General features: G+C 71.7%; 24 protein-coding genes. 15 read left to right on the forward strand and 9 right to left on the reverse strand.

The genetic code is table 11. From position 1 onward, the window contains the following. The first annotated feature begins 183 nt into the window (after positions 1–183). Positions 184–1137: a sigma-70 family RNA polymerase sigma factor gene (locus H5V45_RS02890; protein WP_185251555.1), complete on the forward strand. Its 954-nt coding sequence runs from the start codon at positions 184–186 to the stop codon at positions 1135–1137. Between the two features lies 1 nt (position 1138). Here H5V45_RS02890 and coaE read toward each other — a convergent pair whose 3' ends face one another. Beyond that, positions 1139–1723: a dephospho-CoA kinase gene (coaE, locus tag H5V45_RS02895; RefSeq protein WP_185251556.1), complete on the reverse strand. Its 585-nt coding sequence runs from the start codon at positions 1721–1723 to the stop codon at positions 1139–1141. A gap of 4 nt (positions 1724–1727) precedes the next feature. After that, the gene (locus tag H5V45_RS02900) at positions 1728–2774 is read right to left on the reverse strand and encodes a carboxypeptidase-like regulatory domain-containing protein (protein ID WP_185251557.1); all 1047 of its coding nucleotides are present in this window, start codon (positions 2772–2774) and stop codon (positions 1728–1730) included. 180 nt (positions 2775–2954) lie between these two features. Between H5V45_RS02900 and H5V45_RS02905 the strand changes: the two genes are divergently transcribed. From H5V45_RS02905 to H5V45_RS02915, 3 genes are read left to right on the forward strand one after another with little or no spacing between them, the layout of a single operon-like run. After that, complete coding sequence (locus H5V45_RS02905) at positions 2955–3449, forward strand: sigma-70 family RNA polymerase sigma factor (RefSeq protein ID WP_185251558.1); 495 nt, start codon at positions 2955–2957, stop codon at positions 3447–3449. Next, on the forward strand, positions 3446–4174 hold the full coding sequence (locus H5V45_RS02910; protein WP_185251559.1) for a hypothetical protein: 729 nt from the start codon (positions 3446–3448) through the stop codon (positions 4172–4174). The genes H5V45_RS02905 and H5V45_RS02910 overlap by 4 nt, the downstream gene beginning before the upstream one ends. Before the next feature lie 51 nt (positions 4175–4225). After that, complete coding sequence (locus H5V45_RS02915; RefSeq protein WP_221633887.1) at positions 4226–4600, forward strand: DUF2256 domain-containing protein; 375 nt, start codon at positions 4226–4228, stop codon at positions 4598–4600. A gap of 71 nt (positions 4601–4671) precedes the next feature. Here the strand turns inward: H5V45_RS02915 and H5V45_RS02920 are convergent, their stop codons facing one another. Then, positions 4672–5700 (reverse strand): carboxypeptidase-like regulatory domain-containing protein, encoded by a 1029-nt coding sequence (locus tag H5V45_RS02920; protein ID WP_185251561.1) that lies wholly within the window; start codon positions 5698–5700, stop codon positions 4672–4674. A 376-nt stretch (positions 5701–6076) separates the two neighbouring features. Between H5V45_RS02920 and H5V45_RS02925 the strand changes: the two genes are divergently transcribed. The 3 genes from H5V45_RS02925 (at position 6077) to H5V45_RS22210 (ending at position 8611) form a co-directional block, all read left to right on the forward strand. Beyond that, positions 6077–6496 carry a hypothetical protein gene (locus tag H5V45_RS02925; protein WP_185251562.1) on the forward strand — a complete coding sequence of 140 codons (420 nt, stop codon included), beginning with the start codon at positions 6077–6079 and terminating at the stop codon, positions 6494–6496. 47 nt (positions 6497–6543) lie between these two features. After that, on the forward strand, positions 6544–7083 hold the full coding sequence (locus H5V45_RS02930; protein ID WP_185251563.1) for a hypothetical protein: 540 nt from the start codon (positions 6544–6546) through the stop codon (positions 7081–7083). Between the two features lie 226 nt (positions 7084–7309). Next, positions 7310–8611, forward strand: coding sequence for an HNH endonuclease (locus H5V45_RS22210; protein ID WP_185251564.1), 1302 nt, complete (start codon positions 7310–7312; stop codon positions 8609–8611). A gap of 16 nt (positions 8612–8627) precedes the next feature. Here H5V45_RS22210 and H5V45_RS02940 read toward each other — a convergent pair whose 3' ends face one another. Continuing rightward, the gene (locus tag H5V45_RS02940; protein WP_185251565.1) at positions 8628–9146 is read right to left on the reverse strand and encodes a hypothetical protein; all 519 of its coding nucleotides are present in this window, start codon (positions 9144–9146) and stop codon (positions 8628–8630) included. Positions 9147–9242: 96 nt separating this feature from the next. On the opposite strand from H5V45_RS02940, the gene H5V45_RS02945 reads away from it, so the two are divergent. Further along, positions 9243–10517 carry an AMP-binding protein gene (locus tag H5V45_RS02945; protein ID WP_185251566.1) on the forward strand — a complete coding sequence of 425 codons (1275 nt, stop codon included), beginning with the start codon at positions 9243–9245 and terminating at the stop codon, positions 10515–10517. A 15-nt stretch (positions 10518–10532) separates the two neighbouring features. On the opposite strand, the gene H5V45_RS02950 is transcribed toward H5V45_RS02945, so the two are convergent. After that, positions 10533–11498, reverse strand: coding sequence for a GlxA family transcriptional regulator (locus H5V45_RS02950; protein WP_185251567.1), 966 nt, complete (start codon positions 11496–11498; stop codon positions 10533–10535). Between the two features lie 93 nt (positions 11499–11591). Between H5V45_RS02950 and H5V45_RS02955 the strand changes: the two genes are divergently transcribed. Both H5V45_RS02955 and H5V45_RS02960 read left to right on the forward strand, forming a co-directional pair. Continuing rightward, positions 11592–11741 carry a hypothetical protein gene (locus H5V45_RS02955; RefSeq protein WP_185251568.1) on the forward strand — a complete coding sequence of 50 codons (150 nt, stop codon included), beginning with the start codon at positions 11592–11594 and terminating at the stop codon, positions 11739–11741. Positions 11742–11802: 61 nt separating this feature from the next. After that, a complete protein-coding gene (locus H5V45_RS02960) occupies positions 11803–13551 on the forward strand; it encodes an aryl-sulfate sulfotransferase (protein ID WP_185251569.1) in 1749 nt (582 codons plus the stop codon). Between the two features lie 97 nt (positions 13552–13648). Here the strand turns inward: H5V45_RS02960 and rpsA are convergent, their stop codons facing one another. Both rpsA and H5V45_RS02970 read right to left on the reverse strand, forming a co-directional pair. After that, positions 13649–15142 (reverse strand): 30S ribosomal protein S1, encoded by a 1494-nt coding sequence (gene rpsA, locus H5V45_RS02965; RefSeq protein ID WP_185251570.1) that lies wholly within the window; start codon positions 15140–15142, stop codon positions 13649–13651. Positions 15143–15328: 186 nt separating this feature from the next. Beyond that, on the reverse strand, positions 15329–16222 hold the full coding sequence (locus tag H5V45_RS02970; protein WP_185251571.1) for a phosphotransferase: 894 nt from the start codon (positions 16220–16222) through the stop codon (positions 15329–15331). A gap of 42 nt (positions 16223–16264) precedes the next feature. Here H5V45_RS02970 and H5V45_RS02975 point away from each other — a divergent pair, with 42 nt between their 5' ends. Together H5V45_RS02975 and H5V45_RS02980 are read left to right on the forward strand one after the other, a co-directional pair. Next, positions 16265–16978 (forward strand): ABC transporter, encoded by a 714-nt coding sequence (locus tag H5V45_RS02975; protein WP_185251572.1) that lies wholly within the window; start codon positions 16265–16267, stop codon positions 16976–16978. A gap of 32 nt (positions 16979–17010) precedes the next feature. Further along, complete coding sequence (locus H5V45_RS02980) at positions 17011–17832, forward strand: class I SAM-dependent methyltransferase (protein ID WP_343061394.1); 822 nt, start codon at positions 17011–17013, stop codon at positions 17830–17832. A gap of 9 nt (positions 17833–17841) precedes the next feature. Here H5V45_RS02980 and H5V45_RS02985 read toward each other — a convergent pair whose 3' ends face one another. Continuing rightward, entirely contained in the window at positions 17842–18771 is a 930-nt protein-coding gene (locus H5V45_RS02985) for a porin PorA family protein (protein WP_185251573.1), read from the reverse strand. A gap of 155 nt (positions 18772–18926) precedes the next feature. Between H5V45_RS02985 and H5V45_RS02990 the strand changes: the two genes are divergently transcribed. Next, complete coding sequence (locus tag H5V45_RS02990; protein ID WP_185251574.1) at positions 18927–20144, forward strand: acyltransferase family protein; 1218 nt, start codon at positions 18927–18929, stop codon at positions 20142–20144. Here the strand turns inward: H5V45_RS02990 and H5V45_RS02995 are convergent. Continuing rightward, a complete protein-coding gene (locus H5V45_RS02995; RefSeq protein ID WP_185251575.1) occupies positions 20048–20902 on the reverse strand; it encodes a 2OG-Fe(II) oxygenase in 855 nt (284 codons plus the stop codon). The two genes, H5V45_RS02990 and H5V45_RS02995, sit on opposite strands and share 97 nt — an antisense overlap. 168 nt (positions 20903–21070) lie before the next feature. On the opposite strand from H5V45_RS02995, the gene H5V45_RS03000 reads away from it, so the two are divergent. Both H5V45_RS03000 and H5V45_RS03005 read left to right on the forward strand, forming a co-directional pair. Beyond that, entirely contained in the window at positions 21071–22492 is a 1422-nt protein-coding gene (locus H5V45_RS03000; RefSeq protein WP_221633890.1) for a bifunctional glycosyltransferase/class I SAM-dependent methyltransferase, read from the forward strand. Then, complete coding sequence (locus tag H5V45_RS03005; protein ID WP_185251577.1) at positions 22489–24501, forward strand: hypothetical protein; 2013 nt, start codon at positions 22489–22491, stop codon at positions 24499–24501. The genes H5V45_RS03000 and H5V45_RS03005 overlap by 4 nt, the downstream gene beginning before the upstream one ends. The last annotated feature ends 1 nt before the right edge of the window (position 24502 follow it).

Here is a 24502-nt window from a genome sequence, read left to right on the forward strand (position 1 = left end):
AAGTCCCTGAGAGTTCGGGGAAAGGGCAACTCTGACCCATCCCCACGCGTCCTTGGTTACGAAGGCTCCATAGATCCGATCGCCACCCAGGTGGCATCCCGCGGGAATCACGGGGTACGTCGGGACGTTGGACAGGACGTGTGGCTCCACTCGGTGGGGCCCATGAGAAGAGGAGGGCGTCCCATGGCAGTTCGCACCGCAACCCGTTCCCGCGAGATCGAGGGTCGCGACAGCGTCGGCCTGTACCTCGACGAGATCGCGCGCAACCCCCTCCTCGACGCCGTCACCGAGGTCGAGCTCTCCAAGACGATCGAGGCCGGCCTCCTGGCCGAGGCCCTGCTCGCCGAGGGCCGCGTGGGCCGCCGCAAGGGCGGCGCCCCCATGTCGGCCACGCAGGAGGAGCTCGAGTGGCTGGCCGAGGAGGGCCGCAAGGCCGTCGACACGTTCATCACCGCCAACCTGCGGCTGGTCGTCTCGATCGCCCGCAAGTACGGCCGGGCGCAGATGCCGATGCTGGACCTGATCCAGGAGGGCAACACCGGCCTGATCCGCGCGGTCGAGAAGTTCGACTACACCAAGGGCTACAAGTTCTCGACGTACGCCACCTGGTGGGTGCGCCAGGCGATCACCCGCGGTATCGCGCAGCAGGCCCGCGTCGTCCGCCTCCCCGTGCACGTGGTCGAGGAGCTCAACCAGGTCGGCGGCGCCCGCCGCACCCTGGAGCGCCAGCTGGGCCGCGACCCCGACCCGACCGAGATCGCCCAGGAGCTGGGCATGGACGTCGACCGGGTCCTCGACCTGATGGCCTGGGGCCGTGAGCACGTCAGCCTCGACTCCCCCGTCGACGAGGACGGCGACACGTCGCTCGGCGACCTGATGGCCCAGGAGACCACCCCCGGCCCCGACCTGTCGGTGCTCGACGTGGAGGCGCGCGACCGGCTCAACAGCCTCGTGGACCACCTCGACGACCGGGCGGCCGACATCATCCGGTCGCGGTACGGCCTGGTCGACGGTCGCCAGCACAAGCTGGCCGACATCGGCCTCAAGCACGGCATCTCCGCCGAGCGGGTCCGCCAGCTCGAGCGGGAGGCGCTGCAGAAGCTGCGCCGCGTCGCCGACCCGGACCTGGCTGCCTGACCTACCTCGTCAGCTCCTCGAAGACCTCCGTCACCCGGTGACGGAGGTCTTCGCGCGTCCCGGTGTTCTCCACGACGTACGTCGCGATCGCGAGCCGGTCCTCCCGCGAGGCCTGGGCCGCGATCCGGGACTCGGCGTCCTCGCGGGTCCAGCCGCGGTCGCCGGTCATCCGCTCGACCTGCAGCTCGGGCGGCGCGTCCACCACGATCACCGCGTCGAAGCCGTCGGCCCGCCCCGACTCCGCCAGCAGCGGGATGTCGTGCACGACCAGCGCCCCCTCGGGCGCGGCCGCCTCGAGCTCGGCGTACCGCTCGAAGACCAGCGGGTGCACGATCCCCTCCAGCGTCCGGCGCTTCTCCTCGTCGTTGAAGACCAGGCGGCCGACCGCCGGCCGGTCCATCTCGCCGTCGGGGGTCAGGATCCCCGGCCCGAACGCCTCGACGACCTGCGCCAGCCCCGGGGTGCCGTGGGCGACCACCTCGCGCGCCAGCACGTCGGCATCGATCACCACCGCCCCCAGCTCCGCCAGGATCGCCGACACCGTGCTCTTGCCCGAGGCGACGCCGCCCGTGAGTCCTACTCGCATGGGCTCATCCTGCCGGACGGTCCTCGAGCCTCGTCGCGGCTGCGGGGGCAGCCTTCCTGATCCTCTTCGCCGGGGACACGGCCGTGGCGGACGTGCGGCCGTAGGCCTTGGCGACGACCTGGAAGCGCAGCTTCTTGCCCACGTCGCGGGGACGGGGCCGGAAGGAGGCGTACGTCGCCCGCGCCACCGGCTTGCCGGCGACGAACCACCGGTAGACCGTGCGCACGCGCTCCGGGTCCCACGATCCCGGGGTGGCGTGCACGCGCTGGCCGACCCGGGGCCTGCCGAGGATCGCCGGCCGCTCCACGTTGTGGATGGGACCCCGGTGCACGCGACGCCCGAAGCGGGCGTCCTTCCCCGTGATGGTCGCGCCCTCGGCCACGACGATGTCGCCGGCGTACCGCTGCCTGCCGTAGCCGGGCGCGTCGAACGACAGGTGGTAGGTGCTGGCGGGCAGCGGACCCAGGTCGTAGCTGCCGTCGCCGGCCGTCGTGGCGCCGAACCCCGGATCCAACCACTGGGTGTCCTCGGGGTCGGCGAAGGTCACATACACAGCAACCCCCGCGAGGGGAGCCCCCTTGGGGCCGGTCACGGTCCCGTTGATGTGGCTGCCAGGGGCGAGCTGGACGTCCTTGCCCGTTGCGGTGCCACCGTCCGGCACGTGGATGTTCGTCGCCCGGAACACGGTGACGCCGTTGTCGTACCACTCGGGGGCATGGTCGCCGGCGGGTGCGGCGACGTGCACGAGGAAGTCGTTGTGCTGCAACAGGGCGCTGGTGATGGGCGCGATGATGAGGTCGTAGGTGCCGTCGTCGGCGGTCTGCGTCTCTCCCACCGTCTGAAACCCCTCGCAGCCGCAGTAGACGATCGCCTGGACCTCGGCGCCGGCCACTGGGAGGCCGGCGTTGTCGGTCACCGTGCCCATGATGTGGATCGGCTCCTGCGCCGCCGCAGTCGACGTCGCCGCCCCGGTGCTGACGAGTCCTGCGACTGCCAGGGCCACCGTCAGCAGCCAGACGCTCGGTCGGGTCGAGGTGCGCAGGCGTGGCATCAGTGGTGTTCTCCCCCAGAGGACGACGGCGTCGTGGTCCGTCGTGAGACTGCTCGAGCATAAGTCGGTTCCCGTGCCGCCGTGGCGTGATGGGCTGACTGCGTCGGGGCGGGAACCTCCCGGGCCTCTCGGGGATCTTCCTCATGACAACGCCTACACGAGTCGGGAGACGGCATGCGGGTGCCCACCTGGGAAGCGGCCTACTGCGAGTTCTTCGTGGCTCGCCGCCGGCGCCTGCTCGGGATCGCCTACGCCATCCTCGGCAGCTGGCCGGCTGCGGAGGACGCGACCCAGACGGCCTTCGTGAAGCTGTACGTCCACTGGCCGAGGATCGATCCCGCGGCCGTCGACGCCTACGCCCGGCGCACGGTGGTGACCACGAGCATCCGGTCGGCCCAGAAGCGCGCCCGTGAACCGCTGACGGACGCGGTCCGGGACGCCGCGGCCCGGGAGGTCGACGTGGACGTGCGGGTCGACCTCACCCGGGCCCTCGCCGACCTGTCCCCGCGCGACCGTGCCGTCCTCGCGCTCCGCTTCCTCGAGGACCTGTCGGTCGCGGAGGTCGCGGAGCTGCTCGGCGTGGCCGAGGGCACCGTCAAGAGCCAGACCAACCGCGCGCTCGCACGCCTCCGGGCCGGCGAGACGACCGCCACCACCGAGAGGAAGTCCTCATGAGCTCCGACACCGACATCCAGCGGGCCTACTCCCGCGTCACCGACGACGCCTCGAGCGGACCCGACCTCGCCCAGGTCCTGGCGCGGGGCCGCGGCGCGCGGCGACGTCGTACGCGCCTCCGCGTCGCGGGGGTTGCCGGCGCCGTGGCGGTCGTGGTGGCCGCGGGGGTCGCGGCGCCCCGGCTCGGCGGGTCCACCGAGGTCGTCGCACCCGCGGCTCCGCCCGCCGCGACCGACCACGTCGAGGGCACGGACGTCGACGACACGATGGTGAGCGCGGTCGCTGCGCACCTCCCCCAGCTCGAGCAGCCCCGTGACGTGTTCCCGAGCGACACCCACCACAACGGCCCGATGCCCGACGAGGACTTCGCCACGGCCACCGACTGGCAGGCGGAGTACGACGTCGACGGCGGGGGCTTCTTCCGGCTGCTGCTGGCGCACGCCGACAAGCCCTACGTGCCGCTCTGCGACGACTGCCTCCGCACCGCGGTGCCCGGCGGCCGGATCGGCACCGACTGGAGCAGGTCGTACGCCGAGACGGACGCGGACCACCCCTGGACCTTCCGCGTCGTGTTCCAGGGCGACGACGGCCGCGTCGCGATCGCCACGGAGAAGGTGGCCGGTGCGACCCTGCGGTCGGCCCGGCAGGCGCGGACGTTCACCGACGCTGAGCTGGCCGAGCTCGTGCAGGACGGCAGCCTCACGTTCCCGGAGCCGGTCGGCTGACCGTGGGGGCGGCCCGCTCGACCGTCTTGGTGCAGGGGGCAGGATGGCGTGGTGACCCCACCGGACAAGATCTGCGCCTCGTGCGGGCGCCGGATCGAGTGGCGCAAGAAGTGGGAACGCGACTGGGAGCAGGTGCGCTACTGCTCGAGCTCGTGCCGCCGGCGCGGCGTGACGTCCACCGACCGGGCTCTCGAGGACGCGCTCCGCGAGCTCCTCCGAACCGCGGGTGCCCGACCCGTCGACGTGAGCGAGGCCGCGGGCGTCGTCTCGGCAGCCACGGGGACGCCGCGCCAGGAGCTGGACGAGCCGGCCCGACGGGCCGCTCGCCGCCTGGCGGCGCACGACGAGGTCACCATCGTCCAGCGCGGCAGAGCCGTGGACCCCTCCACCGCCAGGGGGCCGATCAGCGTCCGGGTCGCTCGCTGACGGTTCGAGCAGCCCGGCCGAGCCGCCCGGACGTCATCGCTGCGGTACCTGCTCGAGAACGCGGCCCGGGCTCACCGGGCCGGACGGACCCCGATCCTGGTCGTCGCGGTGGGGGTGGCCGTCCTGATGGTCTTTCCGCGCGAGGTGGCCGTGGCGGCCGGGTGGCCCGGAGCCCTGGCAATGACCCGGAAGCGCAGCTTCTTCCCCAGGTCGCGCACGCGGGGGCGGTACGACGCGTGCGTCGCCCCGGCCACCGGCTTCCCGTCGACGAGCCACTGGTAGCTCCTCTTCACGCGCTGGGGGTCCCACGAGCCCGATGTGGCGCTCACTTTCCGTCCCACGACGGGCTTGCCGACGATCGCGGGGCGCTTCAGGTTGCGCACGGGGCGGAAGCTCACGTCCCTCCCCGCGGCGGTCTCCCCCTCGCCCACGACGACGACCGTGGGGTAGCGCTGCTCCGAGTAGCCGGGCGCACGGAACGAGAGACGGTAGGTGCTGGCCGGCAGCGGTCCCAGGTCGTAGGTGCCGTCGTCGGCCGTCCTGGTGGGGAAGCCCGTGTCGGCCCAGCCGCCGTCGTTGGGGTCGGCGAAGTCGGCCACGACCACGGCGCCGGCGAGAGGAGCCCCCCGGGGCCCGGTCACGGTCCCGGTGATGTGGCTGCCGGGGGCGAGCTGGACGTCCTTGCCCGTCGCGGTCCGACCGTCCGGCACGTGGATGCTCGTCGCCCGGAACACGCTGACGCCGTTGTCGTACCACTCGGGGGCATGGTCGCCGGCGGGTGCGTCGATGTGCACGAGGAAGTCGTTGTGGTCGAAGTAGGACTCGGTGATGGGCGGGATGACGAGGTCATAGGCCCCGTCCTCGGCGGTCTGCGTCTCTCCCGCTGTGTGAAACCCCTCGCAGCTGCAGTAGACGACGGCCTGGACCTCGGCGCCCGCCACCGGGAGGCCGCCGTTGTCGGTGACCGTGCCGGTGATGTGGATCGGCTCCGCCGCCGACGCGGTCGTCGTCACTGCGCCGGCGCTGGTGAGTCCCGCGATCGCCAGGACCACCGTCAGCAGCCAGACGCTCCGGCGGGTCGAGGTGCGTGTGCGTGCCATGAACGTCTCCCAAGAGGACGACGGAGGCCGGCGCCCCGTCGTGAACGCTGAGCATAGGTCGGTTCTCGCGCGGCCATGGCGGGATGTCGGTGACTGGTGACCACCGGGCCTCGACAGCCGACGTCCTCGCAGCGAGGGGTGCGGGCGGTCAGGCGCACGTGTAGCGGGCATGGGGAGCCGGCCGGAAGACAGCCCGGATCCTCACGTTGGTCCCGGTGGAGACGGCGCGCGACTCGGCAAGGACACCGTCGATCTGGGGCAACTCGAACCCGCAGGTCGACGACACCAGATGATTCCAAGAGGCAGGAAGTGGGGCTGTGTGCTGCCACGCCCACGGCTGCGCACCTACCGATGTCCGCTATCGACGTGGTGACATGTGGCCATGCAGATGCAACCTGAAGTGCCGAAGCCATCCGAAGTCACAGTGAAGGCATCGATGGCCAGGTTGACATTCGGGAAGTTGACGGAAGCGTGGAAGGGCGAAGCCACAGACTTCACTCCCCTGCTTGCTGCACAGCTCGACGCCCTCGGCGATGCCATCAATGTCGACCTGACCTCTCTCGGTGAGTCAGAGGTGCCGACCACGGGAGGCCGACGCATCGACATCGTTGCGCAGGACGATGGCGGATCCGAATTCGTCGTCGAGAACCAGTACGGGCGTGCTGATCATGACCACCTGACACGAGGGTTGGCGTATGCCGTGGCTCGAGAGGCAAGAGGGTTAGTCGTTGTCGCTGAGCAGCACAGGGACGAGTTTCGCGCCGTCGCGCAGTACCTGAACGACCTCGCCACCTGAACGACCTCGCCGAGCACTCTCCGGAACGCGGCATCGCTGTCTGGCTCGTGGAGGCGAAGGCAGTCCGGATCGAGGACAGCAAATGGGCGCCCCTGTTCACAGCGGTCGTGCAGCCGAACAGGTTCACTGCCACTGTCGAGCAGGCGAAACAGCTTGAGACCACGGTCAAGACGCTCGAGGACTTTTTGTCGCAGGTCTCTGACGAATCACTCAGAGACGCACTGAATTCCCTGGAAGCACAGTGGACGCTTGCGGGACACCGACGCAGATTCGGACCGAACCACATGGTGCTCATGGCCAAGGGGCCATCGGTCAATGGTCTGCGCACGGTGGTGACGGTCTTCAACGACGGGACCGTCATGGTTCCCTTCGGTTCCTACGCTGGACAGAACAGCGGCATCGCCGTCGAGGCACTGACTACTGATTCATTCCGCACCGGTGCCAACGAACTCTTCGATTTCGGCGGCGCCGAGAAGCAGGCGCGCACGAGCGCAGGCTGGTTGACCCCCGAAAGTGTCGACGCACTGATGAAGTTCGCCCAAGACGTATCCATGGCGTACCAACAGGCACTCGACGTAGCGAACTGACAGGCGGATCGGACCCCATCGCTAACGCTAAACAGCTCTCCGGTTGCGACATCAAGGCTGGGGCACGCTGCTTTGAGTGGTCCGTCTGGCGGTCGTTCTGACTAGAGAGTCGCGAGCTGGGCCGCCCCACCTGAGCACCATCCCGGACGAGCACGACTCCTCCTCCTTTTGGCGCATTGACCGTGCGGGCTTGCCTATCCGCTCGACGAACGGTAGAATCGAACACATGTTCGATAGCACAGCGGCTCGGCTCGCTTCCTTGCGCGCCTGGACCGACCAGCTCCGGACAGCCCACGAGGGCCTGGACGACGCGGGCCGGATCGACATGCTGCGCGCGCTCGAGGAGCTCGCGTGCGCGGCCCGGGCAGCGCAGGCGATGGTCACCGTGGACTTCGACGAGTCCCAGCGAGCCGCCCAAGCAGCCGCGGGGGTACCCCAGCGTCGCCGGGGCAGCGACGTCGCCGGTCAGGTCGCACTGGCTCGTCGCGAGTCTCCGCACCGCGGTCGTCAGCACCTCGGCCTGGCCAAGGCGCTGCGCGACGAGATGCCCGACACGATGGAGGCGTTCCGTGACGGACGGATCACCGAGCACAAGGCCACCCTCCTGGTCCGCGAGACCGCCTGCCTGAGCCGCGAAGACCGCCGCACGGTCGACGCCCGGCTCGCCGGCAACGCGGACGCCCTCGAGCGGATGGGTGACCAGGAGCTGGCCGGTGCCGCCGCGAAGCTGGCCTACCAGCTCGACCCCGAGGCGATCGTCGAGCGCCGCCGTCGCGCCGAGACCGACCGGCGCGTGACCCTGCGCCCGGCGCCGGACGTCATGAGCCAGCTGTCGGCACTCCTGCCGATGAAGCAGGGCGTCTCCGTGTACGCCGCCCTCACCCGCGAGGCGGATCGCCTGCGCGCCGCGGGCGACGAGCGCTCGCGCGGCCAGATCATGGCCGACGCACTGGTCTCCCGGGTCGTGGGTGGCGCCGCCGACGGCGGCGCGGCCGCGCCCGACCCCCACGTGATGATCAACCTCGTCGTCTCCGACGACGTCCTGCTGGGCGCCAGCAACGAGCCCGCCCACGTCACGGGCTACGGGCCTGTCCCGGCCGACCTCGCCCGCAGCCTCGCGAGCAGCGCCCGGGTCTGGCTCCGTCGGCTCTACTCCTCCTCCGCGACCGGCTCGCTCGTGGCCATGGACTCGCGCGCCCGCTGCGTCCCCACCGCCATCGCCGCCCTCATCCGGGCACGTGACCAGCGCTGCCGCACCCCCTGGTGCGACGCCCCGGTGAGACAGGTCGACCACGTGAAGACCGTCGACGAGGGCGGAGGCACCACCGTCCCGAACCTCCAGGGCCTCTGCGAGGCCTGCAACCACACCAAGCAGTCCCCCGGGTGGCGGCAGCGTCCTCGGCCAGGCCCACGGCACGTGGTCGAGACCACCACCCCCACCGGTCACACCTACCGGTCGACCTCACCGCCGCTGCGCCACCCCTCCTTCGTCGAGGTCGGCCCCGGGCACTGGGCTCGCGTCGCCTGAGAGGACCGACCGGCCGTCAGTCGACCAGGGCTTCCAGCGTGCGCACCAGCGTCGGGTCCACGAACGGCAGCCAGTCCTGCGCGTCCGGGTTCGCCAGGAAGAAGCCGAGGCACCGCTCGGTCGGCACCGTGACCTGCCAGAGCGCGTCGTCGTCGCCCTGGAGCGCGACCGTGAAGAACACAGGTGGGGGCGAGTCGATCATCGAGCAGCCGGGCTTCTCCTGGCTCGCTTGCCGCAGGCGCCGCAGGACCAGCCGCGCGTCCCGATCGGTCAACGGCAGCGCGTCGAGCCGGTCGTACTCGTAGGAGTGATACTCGGCCCCGTCACGCGTCCGCCAGCGGCACAGCGAGCCGTGCTCGAGGTGCATCAGCCGCAGCTCGTGCTGCGTCGGCATCTGGTAGGCGTCCGGCTCCGCCGTGCACGCCACGCCCTTGACGGGCGGGGCGTCCGCCTCGGCCGCGTCGTCCTCGTTGCACCCGCCGAGCAGCCCGAGCACGAGCAGCAGCGGGAGGCACAGCAGCCGGTCACGTCGCATACGGCAGTGTCACCCCGGGCGGCCGCGCGCGGGCGTCGGGCGGGAGAACGGTGACCGGATCGAGCCCGGCCCCACCCGTCTCCTAGGGTCGGCCCCGTGACCGACGACGTGGACCTGAGCCCCGGGGACCGGGTGGCGCTGCTGCTGCCGGGCTCCACGGCGTACGTCGAGCTGGTGCTTGCCCTGCTCGCCGCCGGCATCTTCCCGATCCCGCTCGACCCGCGGCTCACCGCCCACGAGCGCGAGCGGATCCTGGGCGGGCTCGAGCCTCACCTGGTGGTCGAGACGGAGGAGCAGGCGACGGCGCTCGCGGCCCGGATCCCGAGCGTCCCCGCCGACCCGGGCGACCTTCTCCCCCGCGGCCGTCCGATGCACGTGACCAGCGGGACCACCGGCACCCCGAAGGGTGTCGACAGCGGCCTGCTCGGTGAGGCCCAGGCGGCGGCGCTCGTGGCCGAGGAACGCGAGCTCTGGGGCTTCTGCGCCGACGACGTCAACCTCGTGATCAGCCCGATCTACCACTCGGCACCGCTGCGGTTCGCGATGGGCACGCTGCTCGCGGGCGGCCGGGTCGTCGGGCTCGACGGACCGGGCGGCTTCGACCCCGCGACGATCACCGCGACGATCCAGCGCGAGCGCCCGACCACGATGTTCTGCGTGCCGACCCACCTGCAGCGGCTCTTCGGGCACTGGGACGCGGTCGGCGTCCCCGACCTCACCTGCTTCCGCCTGGTCGCGCACGCCGGCGCCCCGTGCCCCGACGCGGTCAAGCGCCGCCTGATCGAGCTCTTCCCCGACGGCTCGACGTGGGAGTTCTACGGCTCGACCGAGGGCCAGTTCACCGCCTGCCGCAGCGAGGAGTGGCTCGAGCGGCCCGGCACCGTCGGCCGGGCGCGGCCGGGCCGGACGCTCGCGCTGGACGACGACGGCACCATCTGGTGCACCGTGCCGGAGCACGCCCGCTTCACCTACTACGGCGCCCCGGAGAAGACCGCCGAGGCCTGGCGCGACACCCCGGACGGCCCCGCCTTCTCGGTCGGCGACCTGGGGCGGCTCGACGCGGACGGCTACCTCCACCTCGACGGACGGCGCACCGACCTGATCATCAGCGGCGGCGTCAACGTCTACCCGCTCGAGGTCGAGAACACCCTGCGCGAGCACCCGGGCGTCGAGGACGTCGCGGTCTTCGGCGTGCCCGACGAGCAGTGGGGCCAGCGCGTCTGCGCGGCCGTCGTCGGGAGCGCCGCCGAGGCCGAGCTGACGGCGTACGTGCGGGAGCGGCTCGCCCCGCCGAAGCGGCCGAAGACCTGGCGCTTCCTCGACGAGCTCCCGCGCACGCTCACCGGCAAGGTCCGGCGCGACCGGCTCTGAGGGGCGGGTGCGCGGTCAGGCGCTGGCCGTCGCCTGCGCACCGCTGAAGGTACGGCGGTACTGCTGGGGACTCACACCCCGGGCGCGGGCGAAGTGGTGCCGCAGCGTGGCCGCGTTGCCGAAGCCGACCTCGTCGGCGATCCAGTCGATCGAGTGGTCGGTGAGCTCGAGCAGCTCCTCGGCGGCCTGCACCCGCTGGCCGGTGACCCACGTGTGCGGCGTGGTGCCGGTCTCCGCGCGGAAGCGTCGGGCGAAGGTGCGCGGCGACATGTGCGAGCGCCGGGCGAGCTCGTCGACGCTGAGGTCCAGGCCGAGGTTCTCGAGGATCCAGGTGAGCAGCGGGCCCAGGGTTTCGGCGTCGCAGTCGGGGACGGGCCGGGAGATGAACTGCGCCTGACCGCCCGAGCGGTGCGGCGGGATGACCATCCGGCGCGCAGCCGCGGCGGCGGTGCGGGCGCCGAACTGCTGGCGCATCAGGTGCAGCGCGGCGTCCAGGCCTGCGGCCGAGCCGGCGCCGGTGACGATGGTGCCGTCCTGCACGTAGAGGACGTCCTCGTCGACGTGCGCCAGCGGGAACGCCTCGGCGAGGTGGCCCACGTGCCGCCAGTGCGTCGTGCAGCGCCGCCCGTCGAGCAGGCCGGCCTCCCCCAGCACGAACGCCGCCGTGCAGTGGGCGAAGACGAAGGCGCCGCGCGCGTGGGCGGCCGCCACCACCTCCGCGACCTCGGGCGACGGGGTGCGGTAGTCGCGCTTCGGCGCCACGCAGATCAGGTCGGCGCCGGCCGCGGCGTCGAGGCCGTGGTCCACGTGCAGGTCGTAGCCCGACGGGCCGGCCACCCGGCCCGGCCGCGGGGTGGCCACGACGAAGTCGAAGACCGGGTTGTCGTCGTCGGGGTGGTAGGGCTCGGCCCACACCTCGCACATCGCGCCGAGGCCGAAGGGCTCGACGCCGTCCTGGACGAGCACGGCCACGGATCGCATGGAGCCAGCATGGCGCACGGATGGCAGTAAATCAACGCACCCTGACTTTTCTGCCACTGGTGGCGGGATCGCCACGGGCGCAGGATTACTGCCATGACCTTCCTGATGATCCTCCTCGCCGTCTCGCTCCTGCTCAGCGTCCAGGCCGTGCGCCTGGTCCTCCACGACGGGCGCGGTCCGCAGCGCCCGCCCGCCTCGCACGTCGAGGACCCGCGGTTCCGCTCCCCCGCCCTGTTCGGCTGACCTGCCGCGACCGGCCCGCGGTTCGCCTGACGGTCCGGACGCGGCCACCTAGGGTGGCGCCATGCCCCGCCACCTGCAGGCCGCGCTCGGCCTCGTGCTCGTCGGATCGGCCCTCCAGATCGCCCTCCCGGCGGGTGCCGCGGGCGCCGCGGACACCCCCACGCACAGCGTGACGGTGACCGGCGAGGGCGTCAGCACCTACCCGGCCTACGCGCCGCAGGTGCAGCGGTACGCCGTCCGCACGACGTCCGGGACCGCCGGGACGATCGACGTCACGGCCACCACCAGCGACCCGGACGGCGCGATCACCGTCAACGGCCGGCCGGCCACGAGCGGGGAGCCGCTGGAGGTGACCGGACTCGCGCCCGGCGACGAGGTGGCGGTCGCGATCGACGACGCCGGCGGCAGCTCCCACCAGGCGTTCGTCTACCTCCCGGCCGGCTTCCCCGAGCTGGCGGCCAGCGGCACCCGGCCCGCCGACGGGGCGCCGTACGTCTTCCTGGGGCTGGGCAGCTTCCTGTCCGCCACGTCGTTCCAGACCGCGGTCGACGCGCGCGGCGTCCCGGCCTACGTGCGCGAGGCGCTCGAGCCGCACGACTTCCGGCCGCAGCCCCACGGCCCGGCGTACACCGTCTTCGAGCCGGTCAAGGACAGCCCGGACGACCAGGAGTACGGCTACCGGGTCCGCGAGCTCGACCGGCAGTTCGCCGTGACGCGGACCCGCCGCCTGCGCCCCGTCCCCCGCCTCGGCATCACGCCGGACAACACCGACTTCCATGACGTGCAGTACGCCGCCGACGGCCGCGTCGTGATGATCGGCTACCACCGCGACGTCCGCCCCCACGGGCGCACGTGGCTCGACGCCGTCATCGAGATCGTCGGCCCGAAGGGCAAGCTGCAGTTCGCCTGGTCGACGCAGGGTCACGTGAAGCCGAAGGAGGCCTACGTCCTCGGCGCCAAGGGCCAGGACTACGCCCACATCAACTCCGTGCAGCTGCTCCGCAACGGCGACCTGCTCGCGTCGTTCCGCAACCTCGGCCAGGTGATGCGGATCGCCACCACCCGCCACGGCGGGCACCGGCCCGGGGACGTGGTCTGGCGGATGGGCGGCGTCGAGAACGAGTTCCGCTTCAAGGACCCGGGGTACGCCGGCTTCTGCGCCCAGCACGACGCCCGGATCCTGCCCAACGGCCACCTGATGCTCTTCGACAACGGCTCGCGCGCCGACTCCGGCGGCCCGATCGCGCCGCAGACGGCCGACATGTGCCCAGACCCGTCGGACCGCGACGGCGCCCGCGTCGCGCGGCCGCAGAGCCGCGTCGTCGAGTACGCCGTCGACGCGCGCCGCCGCGTCGTACGCCGGGTCTGGAGCTACGCCGTCCCCGGCCGCTACGCGCCGTTCGCCGGCAACGCCCAGCGGCTGCCCGGCGGCCACACCCTCGTGGGCTGGTCGAACGCGGAGAACAACGGCCCGGAGCCGGCGCCCATCACCAGCGAGGTCACCCGCGGCGGCAGCGAGATCTGGTCGCTGAGCGCCCGCGGCTGGTTCTCCTACCGCGCCTTCTCCGGTGAGGCCCCCGACGCGATCCGGCCCGAGATCGAGGTCTCCGGCCTCGACGACGGGTCGCCGCACCCCGTCGGCAGCACGGTCGTCGTCGACTACACCTGCAGCGACCGCGGCGGCTCGGTGCTGGTGTCCTGCGCCGGCCCGGTGCCGTCCGGCACGCCGTGGACGGTCACCGGCTCGCCGTTCGTCGTGACCGCCCGTGACGGGCAGGGCAACAGCACGCGCAGCAGCACGACGTACTGACCGGATCCGGACACCGCAGGGACGCAGAAGGGCCCGGCCACCGTGAGGTGACCGGGCCCTTCGCGTCGCAGCGGCTCGACGAGCCGCCGTCAGTGGATCAGTTCGAGCCGCCCGTGAGCTTCTCGCGGAGCGCCTGCAGCGCCTCGTCGGAGGCGAGCGAGCCGCCCTCGGCCTCGGGGGCCGACGACTCGTCGTCACCGGTGGAGCCGGTGGCGGAGGAGTACGACGTGGCCTCGCCGGCCTCGGCCTCGGCGACCTTGGCCTCGGCCTGCTGCTTGACGTGGGCCTCCCAGCGGGCGTGGGCCTTGGCGTACTGCTCCTCCCACACGGCGCGCTGGTCGTCGAAGCCCTCGAGCCACTCGCCGGTCTCCGGGTCGAAGCCCTCCGGGTAGACGTAGTTGCCCTGCTCGTCGTACGTGGCCGTCATGCCGTAGAGCGTCGGGTCGAAGTCCTCGACCTCGGTGGCGGCGGGGTTCTCGTTGGCCTGCTTGAGCGACAGCGAGATCCGGCGACGCTCGAGGTCGATGTCGATGATCTTGACCATGACGTCGTCGTTGACCTGGACGACCTGCTCGGGGATCTCGACGTGACGCTCGGCGAGCTCGGAGATGTGCACCAGGCCCTCGATGCCCTCCTCGACGCGGACGAACGAGCCGAAGGGCACCAGCTTGGTGACCTTGCCGGGCACGATCTGACCGATCTGGTGGGTCCGGGCGAAGTGCTGCCACGGGTCCTCCTGCGTCGCCTTGAGCGACAGGGAGACACGCTCGCGGTCCATGTCCACGTCGAGGACCTCGACGGTGACCTCGTCGCCCACGGCGACGACCTCGGACGGGTGGTCGATGTGCTTCCAGGACAGCTCCGAGACGTGGACGAGACCGTCGACGCCGCCGAGGTCCACGAACGCACCGAAGTTGACGATGGAGGACACGACGCCCTTGCGGATCTGGCCCTTCTGGAGCTGGGTCAGGAAGCCGTGGCGAACCTCGGACTGGGTCTGCTCGAGCCACGCACGGCGCGACAGGACCACGTTGTTGCGGTTCTTGTCGAGCTCGATGATCTTGGCCTCGAGGACCTGGCCGACGTAGGGCTGCAGGTCGCGGACGCGACGCATCTCCACCAGCGAGGCGGGCAGGAAGCCGCGCAGGCCGATGTCGAGGATGAGACCACCCTTGACGACCTCGATGACGGTGCCCTCGACGACGCCGTCCTCTTCCTTGACCTGCTCGATGGTGCCCCAGGCGCGCTCGTACTGGGCGCGCTTCTTGGACAGGATCAGCCGGCCTTCCTTGTCCTCCTTCTGGAGAACCAGGGCCTCGACCTTGTCACCCACGGAAACGACCTCGGACGGGTCGACGTCGTGCTTGATCGAGAGCTCGCGGGAGGGGATGACGCCTTCGGTCTTGTAACCGATGTCGAGGAGGACCTCGTCACGGTCGACCTTCACGATGGTGCCTTCGACGATGTCGCCATCGTTGAAGTACTTGATGGTGGCGTCGATCGCTGCGAGGAAGTCCTCTTCGGAACCGATGTCGTTGATCGCGATCTGGGGCGCGTCGTAATCGGGAAGAGTGGAGACGGTGCTCGTCATAAGGGAGATGGGTCCTTGGATGGATGGAGTCGTGCGGGCACGCGAAGAAGTCGTCTTCACTGGCGAGTGAGCGTGAATCTGCTAGGTCTGAGACTCAGGCAGACTTCTTGCGCAGTATGAACAGTACGCCGGGGCGCGCGCGGGAGTCCAACCGGCGGCCGCCGCCTGCGGAGCGCCGACCCACGCTCACGGGAGCGCGTGCACGTCCCCGGTCCGGGCGACCGCCCGGAGGAGCACGTCGGCGCGGTCGGCGACCGGGCTGCTGCCCCGTCGGCCGGCCAGGTCGACCAGCGCCCAGAGGTCGGCCGCCCGGGCCAGCTGGAGCGCCGCGTCCGCGGTGCCGCCGCGCCGGGCGACGTACGTCGTGAGCACGGACTCGACCAGCGCGGGCTGCCGATCGAACCGCAGCAGGTTGCCCAGGTCGGTGAACGGGTGGCCGGCGTGGGCGAACTCCCAGTCGAGCAGCCCGGTGACGGCCAGGGAGTCCGGGTCGACCAGCAGGTTCTTCGGGTTGAGGTCGCTGTGCACCAGGCAGCGGCGGGTCACGGTGTCGAGGAGCGCCTGGGCGTCCACGGCCAGCTCCCGCAGCCCGTCCAGCTCGGCGGGCGTCCACCAGCCGAGTCCCGGCTCGGCCTGCTCGACGAAGGCCGGGAGCCCGTCGAGATCGCCCCACGAGCCGATCGTGAGCGTGCCGTCGACGAACGGCCCGGCCTCGAGCATCGGCATCCCGCCGAGGTCGGCGAGCAGCTCGCCGAGGTGCGCGCCGAGCCGCGCCAGCCCGCTCGCGTCCAGGCGGGGCACCAGCAGGTCGCCGCGCTCCCCCGGCAGGAAGGAGGTGACGAGCAGCGCCGGCATCCCGGTGACCGGGTCGGCGCGACGCGCCTCGAGCACCTCGGGGACCGGCACCAGTCCCCGCACGAGTCGGAGCAGCGCGGCGTCCACCTCGTGCGCCGCGTCGCCGCGGTGGCCGGGCCGGGCGTAGATCCGCACGACGCTGCGCTCCCCCGCCGCCTCGGCGAGGAACGTCTCGCCGGACCAGCCGCCCTCGAGCGGGGTCAGCGAGGAGAAGTCGGTGTCCACGGACGCATGCTGCCACGCGGCCCCTCCCGCTACCGTCTGCCCATGGCACTCGTGCAGCCCACGTCACCCCGGGGCCTCCTGCAGGCCCTCGTCGCCCTGCCCGTCCAGCTCGCCGTGGCCGCGACCCAGACCACCCTGCAGCTCGGCGTCCTCGCCTCGCCGGAGGGTCCCGTCCGGAGGCCGGGCGGGTACGCCGACCTCCTCCAGCGCGTGGCCGACCTGACGGCGCCCGACCGGCCGCTGGGGCGGCTGCTGATGCGCGACGGCGGCCTCGACCGCCTGCTGGCGGCCGGCGGTCCGGTGGAGCGGCTGCTCACCGACGGCGGCGCCCTCGACCGGCTGCTCGCCGAGGACGGCGCCCTGGACCGGCTGCTGGCCGAGGGTGGGGCGCTCGACACCCTCGTCGCCCGCGAGGGTGCGCTCGACCGGCTCCTGATGGAGGGCGGGGCACTCGACCGGCTCACCGCGTCCGGCGGCGTGCTCGAGCAGCTGCTGCGCCCGGGTGGCCTCGCCGACCGGATCGTCACGGAGGACGGCTTCCTGGAGAAGCTGGTCGCCGACGGCGGGACGCTCGACCGGCTGGTCGAGCTCGGCGACACCCTCGAGGCGATCGGGCCCCGGCTCACCGAGCTGGCCGCGATCATCCCGTCGCTGTCCGCGTCCGCGGACTCGCTCGGCAAGGCCGTCGGCCCGCTCGGCGACCTGGCGGGACGGATCCCCGGCAGCCGCCGCAAGGCGGCCTCGACCGCGCCGTGAGCGGACCCGCCTGCTCGCAGTAGCCTCCGGACGTGGATCCCGCACCCGAGCACCCGCCCGTGAGGGTCGAGCGACGACCGGTCGACGAGGCGGAGTCCCGCCGGGCCAACGGCCCCGACTGGGACCGCTACGCCGACGAGTACCAGTCCACCCACGGCGAGTTCCTCGGCGACGCCGGCTTCGTCTGGGGGCCGGAAGGCCTGACCGAGGCCGTCGCCGGCGTGCTCGGACCGGTCGCGGACCGCGACGTGCTCGAGGTCGGCTCCGGCGCCGGGCAGTGCTCGCGCTGGGTGCGTGCGCAGGGCGGCCGTTCCTACGGGCTCGACCTGTCGCTGCGCCAGCTCCAGCACTCGCGCCGCATCGACGACGAGACCGGCATCGCGGTCCCCTCCGTGCTCGGGACCGCCACCGACCTGCCGTTCCGCGACGACAGCTTCGACATCGTCTTCTCGTCGTTCGGCGCGCTGCAGTTCGTCCGCGACCTGCCCCGCGCCGTCGCCGAGACCGCTCGCGTGCTGCGGCCGGGCGGGCGCTACGCGTTCTCGATCACGCACCCGACCCGCTGGATGTTCCCGGACGACCCGACCGAGGCCGGGCTGGTCGCGAGCCAGTCCTACTGGGACCGCACGCCGTACGTCGAGGTCGACGACGCGACCGGGGTCGTGTCGTACGTCGAGCACCACCGCACGCTCGGCGACTGGGTCGCGGTGCTGAGCCGCGCCGGCTTCCTGCTGACCGACCTCGTCGAGCCCGAGTGGCCGGCGGCCCACGACCGCGTCTGGGGTGGCTGGTCGCGCACCCGCGGCCTGGTCACGCCGGGCACCGCGATCTTCGGTGCCCGGCTGACCGGCTGAGCCTGGTTGCTACTTCGCTCCGGCCGGAGCCGGCTTCTTGGTGGTCGTCACCGGAGGTGCCGGAGGCCCGGCCTGGTTGCGGCCCAGGAAGAGCAGCCCCAGGCCGATGAGCAGCAGCGGGATGCCGACCGCGTAGCCGACGACCGGGACGGTCGTGGTCAGCAGCGTGAGCTGGTCGGCCTGCGGGCCGACCTCGTCGGCACTCTTCTTGAGCTGGTCGTCGGTGAACTTGATGTCGATGACCGCGACCGGGTCACCGTCCGCCGTCGACTGCTCGATGTGCTCGACCTGGTTCTGGATCGCCCCGGTCGTCGGCTCGACGAAGATCTCGCTCGTGCTGTTGAGCAGCCCGTCGACACCGTCGGCGATCTCGATCGGCTGGTCGCTGATCGTCACCTTGTAGACGTAGCACTCGATGCCCTCGACGTCCTCGGTGCGGTCGTAGACCGCGTCGACGGCCGCGCCGACGTCACCGCTCCAGTAGGGGTACGTCTTCTTCTGCGCGTCGAAGGGCCACTTGTTGATGAGGCCCTCGTGCGGCGCCGCGTCGGCCGGGAGGTACTTCGGGTCGTTCACCGCGAGGCCCGTCACCCGGTCCTCCGCGAAGTTGTCGGTGCCGGCGTTGATCAGCAGGTCCTTCGGGTCGTCCGAGGACACGCAGTCGGCGGTCTGGTCGCCCTCCTCGGCCTTGACCAGGCAGCTGGAGTTCGACATCACCACCACGTCGTCGTCCGACTTCGCGGAGTCCGCGTGGGTGATCGAGATCGCCACGACCGGCGAGGTGTTCATGCCACCCGAGCCGTCCGACAGCTGGGCCGTGCCCGACAGGTACGTCGTGTTGTTGACGTCGATCGGGGTCTTCTTGAGGGCACCGGGTGCGTAGAACTGACACAGCACCGCGAGAACCACGAGGAAGCCACCCACGAAAGCGAGCGACACTCCGATTTTCTTGCGCACAAATACCCCTCCCAAAGCACGTGCAAGTGACCGCAGAGTAGCAGTCAGGTAACGCCGGCGAGCCCGATTCGCGAGGCCCGTCCGGGCGGGTCGCGGAACCCTCTCACGACGTCCCGCCCGCGAACTACAGTGACGCCATGTCCTCCGCCGTCACGGACGCCCAGCCGCGTCGTACCGCCATCTTCGACGGCATCCGCGGCGTGGCGATCGTGCTCGTCGTGCTGTCCCACGGTTGGGCGCTCTGGCCGATGGACGGACTGATCTCGCACGCGGTCACCGGCGCTCTCTTCCAGAGCGGCAACTACGCCGTCTCGGTGTTCTTCGTGGTCGGCGCGTTCGTCGCGACCCGCGGGCTGCTGCGCGCGGTCGACAGCCCCGGCGGGCTGCGCCCGGGCGTCGCGCTGGCGCGCCGCTACCTCCGCCTCAGCGGGCAGCTCTACTTCCTGCTCCTCACGGTGCTCGCCCTGTCGGTCTTCGACCTCACCGACAAGACCCCCGACCGGGTGACCCGCTCGTCGCTGCTGCACATCGCGACCTACACGTGGAACTGGTACCTCCAGGGCCACTCCGCGTCCGCCCGCTCCGACCTCGGCCACCTCTGGTACCTCTCGGTGGACCTGCAGGTCTTCGTGCTGATCCTGTCGCTGGTCTACCTGCTGCGGCGCCACCGCGGCTGGCTGGTGGTCGCGCTCGCCGGTGTGCTGCTCGCCGTCGTGGTCTGGCGCACGAACGTCGCCGGCACCGAGCTGCTGTACCAGTCGCTGCTGCGCACCACCGTGCGGATGGACGCACCGATAGCCGGAGCCCTGGCCGCGGCCGCCCTGCCCTACCTCACCGGGCTGGTGCCGTGGGCCCGCCGGATCGCGGCGGTCAGCCTGTTCGCGCTCGTGCCGCTCCTGCACCTCAACGTCGACAACAACGCCTACTTCGGCTGGACCGGCCTGCTCCTCGACCTGGCGCTCGTCGGCTTCCTGGTCGGGTGCTCGCTGACCAGCCCCCCGCCGTTCGTGACACGGACCCTGGGCAGCCGGGTGCCCGCGTACCTCGGTCGCGAGTCGCTCGCGATCTACCTGTGGCACTACCCGGTGTTCTTCTTCATCGCCCACCACACGACCGACTGGCGCTGGCAGGCGCGCACGATCGCGGCGTTCCTGCTGGTGGCGCTGATGGTGACGATCAGCAACGTGCTCGTCGAGCGCCGGGTGCGGGCCGCGCTGGCCGCGCCGGTCTGGCGCGAGCTGTCCGGCGGCCTGCCGGCCTACCTGCGCGAGCGGCGCCGCAGCCGGTCGATGCGGGTGAGCACCGCCGAGACCCGCTCGTCGGAGACGCCGAGCCGGCGCTTCACCCGGTCGTAGACGTCGAGGGCCACGCGGTCGGCGCCGATCGCGGCCTTGCGGGCCAGGCTCTCCTCGGGCCGCGCCTGGTAGTTCGTCGAGCGACGGACGGCCTTCTCCTCCTCGGTGAAGTAGTAGAGCGCCATCGAGCGTCGTGCCACGTCCGGCGGACAGGTCAGCCCGTCGGGGTGGCCGTGGAAGGTGTCGAACGCCGTCGTGAAGACGAGCATCCGGTTGCCGGCCGGCGTCACGCGGGCCTGGCAGGCGGTCATGTCCTTGTCCCAGAGCTCGAGCTTGCCGCCCCACTCGTCGCGCCACTCGGTGTTGAGGTAGAGCAGGATGTTGACGCGCCGCGCCCAGTTCTCGTGGGTGTGGTGGGTCGTGAAGTCGGCGTGGATGTTGAGGTGCCCGCCGGTCAGGGTCTGGTGCAGCCCGCCGCCGTCCATCGACCAGTCGGGCATGAGGTTCTCGATGCCCGTGAGCTTCTCGAGGTAGGCCACGAACTCCGGCGAGCAGAACTCCTGCGCGACGTCGTGCAGCGTGGGGCCCCACGAGTCGGGCTGGGTGTTGGAGTACTTCGTCTCGTTGACGTGGAGGTACCCCTTCCAGAACGGGTCCGAGATGCCGGGGAACTCCCCCGCGGCCTTGTCGAAGGCCTCCGGCCGCAGCACGTCGTCGAGCACGAGGTGCGGGTAGGGAGTCGCGGAGCGGTACGCCGCGGCCCGCGCGGGGAGGTCCTCCTCGAGGCGGGCGAGGTCGACGAGCGTGAGGTCGGACATGGCCGGAACTATGCCACGAAGGCCCGGCGGTCCCGGGGCGGTCACGGTAGAATCGAGCGCGGCTCCCCTGGGAGGCAGTCACCGCCGGTGGCTGGTCGGGAGCCGTGATCCGGGAGAGACATGTCCACGCCGTACGCACCGTCCACCCCGACCCCGTCGACACCCCGCGTGGGTGTGCTCGTGGTCGCCTACAACGCCGCCGGGACGCTGGCCGCGACGCTGTCGCGCCTCCCCCAGTCCTTCGCGGACAAGGTCGACCACGTCCTGGTCTGCGACGACGCGAGCTCCGACGACACCTACGAGGTCGGGCTGCGCTTCCAGAGCGGGTCGACCCTCCCCCTGACCGTCGTGCGCCACCAGGAGAACCTCGGCTACGGCGGCAACCAGAAGGCCGGCTACGCCTGGGCCATCGAGCACGGGCTGGACATCGTCGTGCTGCTCCACGGCGACGGGCAGTACGCCCCCGAGCGCATCGAGGACCTGGTCGCCCCGCTCGCCAACGGCGACGCGGACGCCGTCTTCGGCTCCCGGATGATGGAGCGCGGGCATGCGCGCGAGGGCGGCATGCCGCTCTACAAGTTCGTCGGCAACAAGATCCTGACCCGCTTCCAGAACAAGGTCACCGGGCTCGACCTGACCGAGTGGCACAGCGGCTACCGCGCCTACCGCGTCGACGCGCTCGCGGACCTCGACCTCGCGTCGTACACCGACGCCTTCAACTTCGACACCGAGATCATCCTGGGCCTGCACGCGCTCGGGAAGAAGATCGTCGAGGTCCCGATCCCGACGTACTACGGCGACGAGATCTGCTACGTCAACGGCATGAAGTACGCCAAGGACGTGAGCGTCGACGTCGTGCGGTTCAAGATGCGCCGGATGGGCTTCGGCGAGACGGCCACGCCCGGTCCCGACCTCGACGCCTACGAGCTCAAGCCGTCCGAGCACTCCTCGCATGGCGTGCTGCTGCGCTGGCTCGCCTCGATCGCGCCGGCGAAGGTCCTCGACGTCGGCTGCTCCGACGGCCAGTTCGCCGCACTCGCCGGCGCCCACGGCCACCAGGTGACCGGCGTCGACCTGGTGAAGCACGAGGGCGTGGCCGAGCGCGTCGAGCACTTCGTCGAGGCGGACCTCAACGCCGGGCTCCCCGAGGCCGCCGGCAGCGGCTACCGCGCGATCGTCGCCGGTGACGTGCTCGAGCACGTGGTCGACCCGCTCCGCCTGCTGAGCGACATCGCGGGTCGGCTCGCCGACGACGGCGAGGTGCTCGTGTCGGTGCCGAACTTCGCCCACTGGTACCCCCGCGCCCGGGTCGTCTCCGGCACCTTCGACTACGACCAGCGCGGCCCGCTCGACCACGGCCACGTGCGGTTCTTCACCCGCAAGAGCTTCGAGCGCCTCATCGAGCAGTCCGGCCTGAGGATCGTGGAGCGGGAGACCGTCGGGTCGCCGTTCGACGTCCTGGACCGCGGCAGCGCCGACAGCCGCGCCGCGCGGATCGCGGGCCGAGTCGCCGTCGCGGACCGCGCCGCCACCCGCGCCTGGCCCACGCTCTTCGGCTATCAGTTCCTCTACCGCCTGGCACGGGCTTGAGCGATGACGTCGGGCACCGGCGTCGTCGGTTCGCGACCGCCGCGGGTGTCGTCGTCGGCGGCGCGGCGTACCTCCTGACCCTGCTCGACTTCGGGACGAGCACCACCCGCACCGCCAACGGGCTCGGCTTCGCGTCCAACTTCTTCGACCTGCAGGCCCGCGCCTTCATGGCCGGCCACCTCTACGTGCCCGACGGCAGCCTGAGCATCGAGGGCTTCATCCAACGGGGGCACGAGTACGAGTACTTCGGACCGTTCCCGGCGCTGCTGCGCCTGCCGGTGCTGATGACCACGCAGCGCTTCGACGGCCGGCTCACCGTCGTCTCGATGGCGCTGGCCTTCGTGCTGCTCGCCGTCGTCACCAGCCGGCTGCTGTGGCTGGTGCGGGACCTGATGTACCCCGGCACCGAGGTCACCCGGCTCGAGGCGACCGCGCTCGGGGTCTTCCTGGCGCTCGCCCTCGGCGGCACCACGCTGACCTACAACGCGTCCCTGCCGTGGGTCTACCACGAGGTCTACGCGTGGGCGGTCCCGTTCGTGGTCGGGGCGATGTACTGGATGCTGCGGGTGCTGCGGCGTCCCGACGCCGCCTCGATCGGCTGGCTGCTGGTCTTCGCCCTGGGGGCGGTCACCACCCGGACCACCGGCGGCTGGGCGGTCTCGCTCGGCGCGCTCGGCATCGGCGTCTGGATGCTGACCGGGAGGCTGGTGCACGTCCGCCGGCGCACCGGCCTCTGGCTCCTCGGCGTCGGCGTCGTGGCGCTGGGCGTGGGCGTCGCGATCAACTACGCGAAGTTCCGCCACCCCTACCTCTTCCCGCTCGAGGACCAGGTCTTCAGCAGCATCAACGCGCACCGGCGCGAGGCACTCGCGGTCAACGGCGGGACCATCACCGGCCCGCAGTTCTTCCCGACCGCGTTCATGGCCTACTTCCGCCCGGACGGGATCCGCTTCGTCGACTACTTCCCCTACCTGACCCTGCCGGCGCACCCGGCCCAGGCGTACGACGGCGCCTTCCTCGACCAGAGCTACCGCACCGGCAGCGTCACGTCCTTCATGCCGTGGCTGCTCGCGCTGACCGTGCTCGCCGTGGTCGTGCTGTTCCGGCCCGGCGTCGACCTGCACCGCAGGATGCTGCGCGTGCCACTGGTCGCCGGGGTGCTCGTGACGGGCGGCGTGATGGCCTACGGCTACTTCGCCTTCCGCTACACCTGCGAGTTCGTCCCCGCCCTGGTCATCGGTGGCGCGGTCGGCACCTGCGCCCTGGTGCACGCCGTGCAGCACCGGCCGCGCTGGCTCTCGGTCCCGGTGGTGGCCCTGACGGTGCCGCTCACGGCGTTCTCGATCGGCGCCTCGATGATCACCGGCTACAGCGCCGCCGCCACGACGTACGGCGGCCCGCGACTCATCGACTACCTGTACCTCCAGCAGCGGCTGAGCGGTCCCGAGCAGGCCGGGCTCGTCCGCACCTCGACGGACCTGCCCGCCAGCGCCCCGGCCGACGTGCTGCTCGTGCGCGGCGACTGCGACGAGCTCTTCCTCTCCACCGGCGAGGACGCGCAGCCGTGGCTGCTGGTCGAGCGGCGCAGCGCGGTCGTCGTCGCCCGCCTCGGCCGGGACACCCAGCCGGCCCGGGTGCCGCTCGTGCGGGTCGACACCGAGGTGCCGAGCAACGTCTGGCTCGAGACCGACGGCGAGGGTCGCGCCCGGCTGCTGCTGATCACGAACCTCGGCACCCAGCCCGGGCAGTGGTTCGACGTGCTGTCCCCCGGTGTCGTGCGGATCGGCGTGCTCGACCGCCCCGAGCTGGGCTACGCCGAGATCAGCTCGACGCCCGGCGGCCCGGTCGGCTTCCTGCGGACCTCGGAGTACGGCGACGACGGGGTGTCGCGCGTGATCGACATCCAGCTCGCGGACGACCCGGCGCGTGCGGCCGCCAAGGGCATCCGGCTCAGCGTCCAGCCCGGTCTCACGCCGCCCCTGTGCGCCAGCCTCGAGGCCGAGGGCTGAC

This window comes from Nocardioides luti, assembly GCF_014212315.1.
Taxonomy (GTDB): Bacteria; Actinomycetota; Actinomycetes; order Propionibacteriales; family Nocardioidaceae; genus Nocardioides; species Nocardioides luti.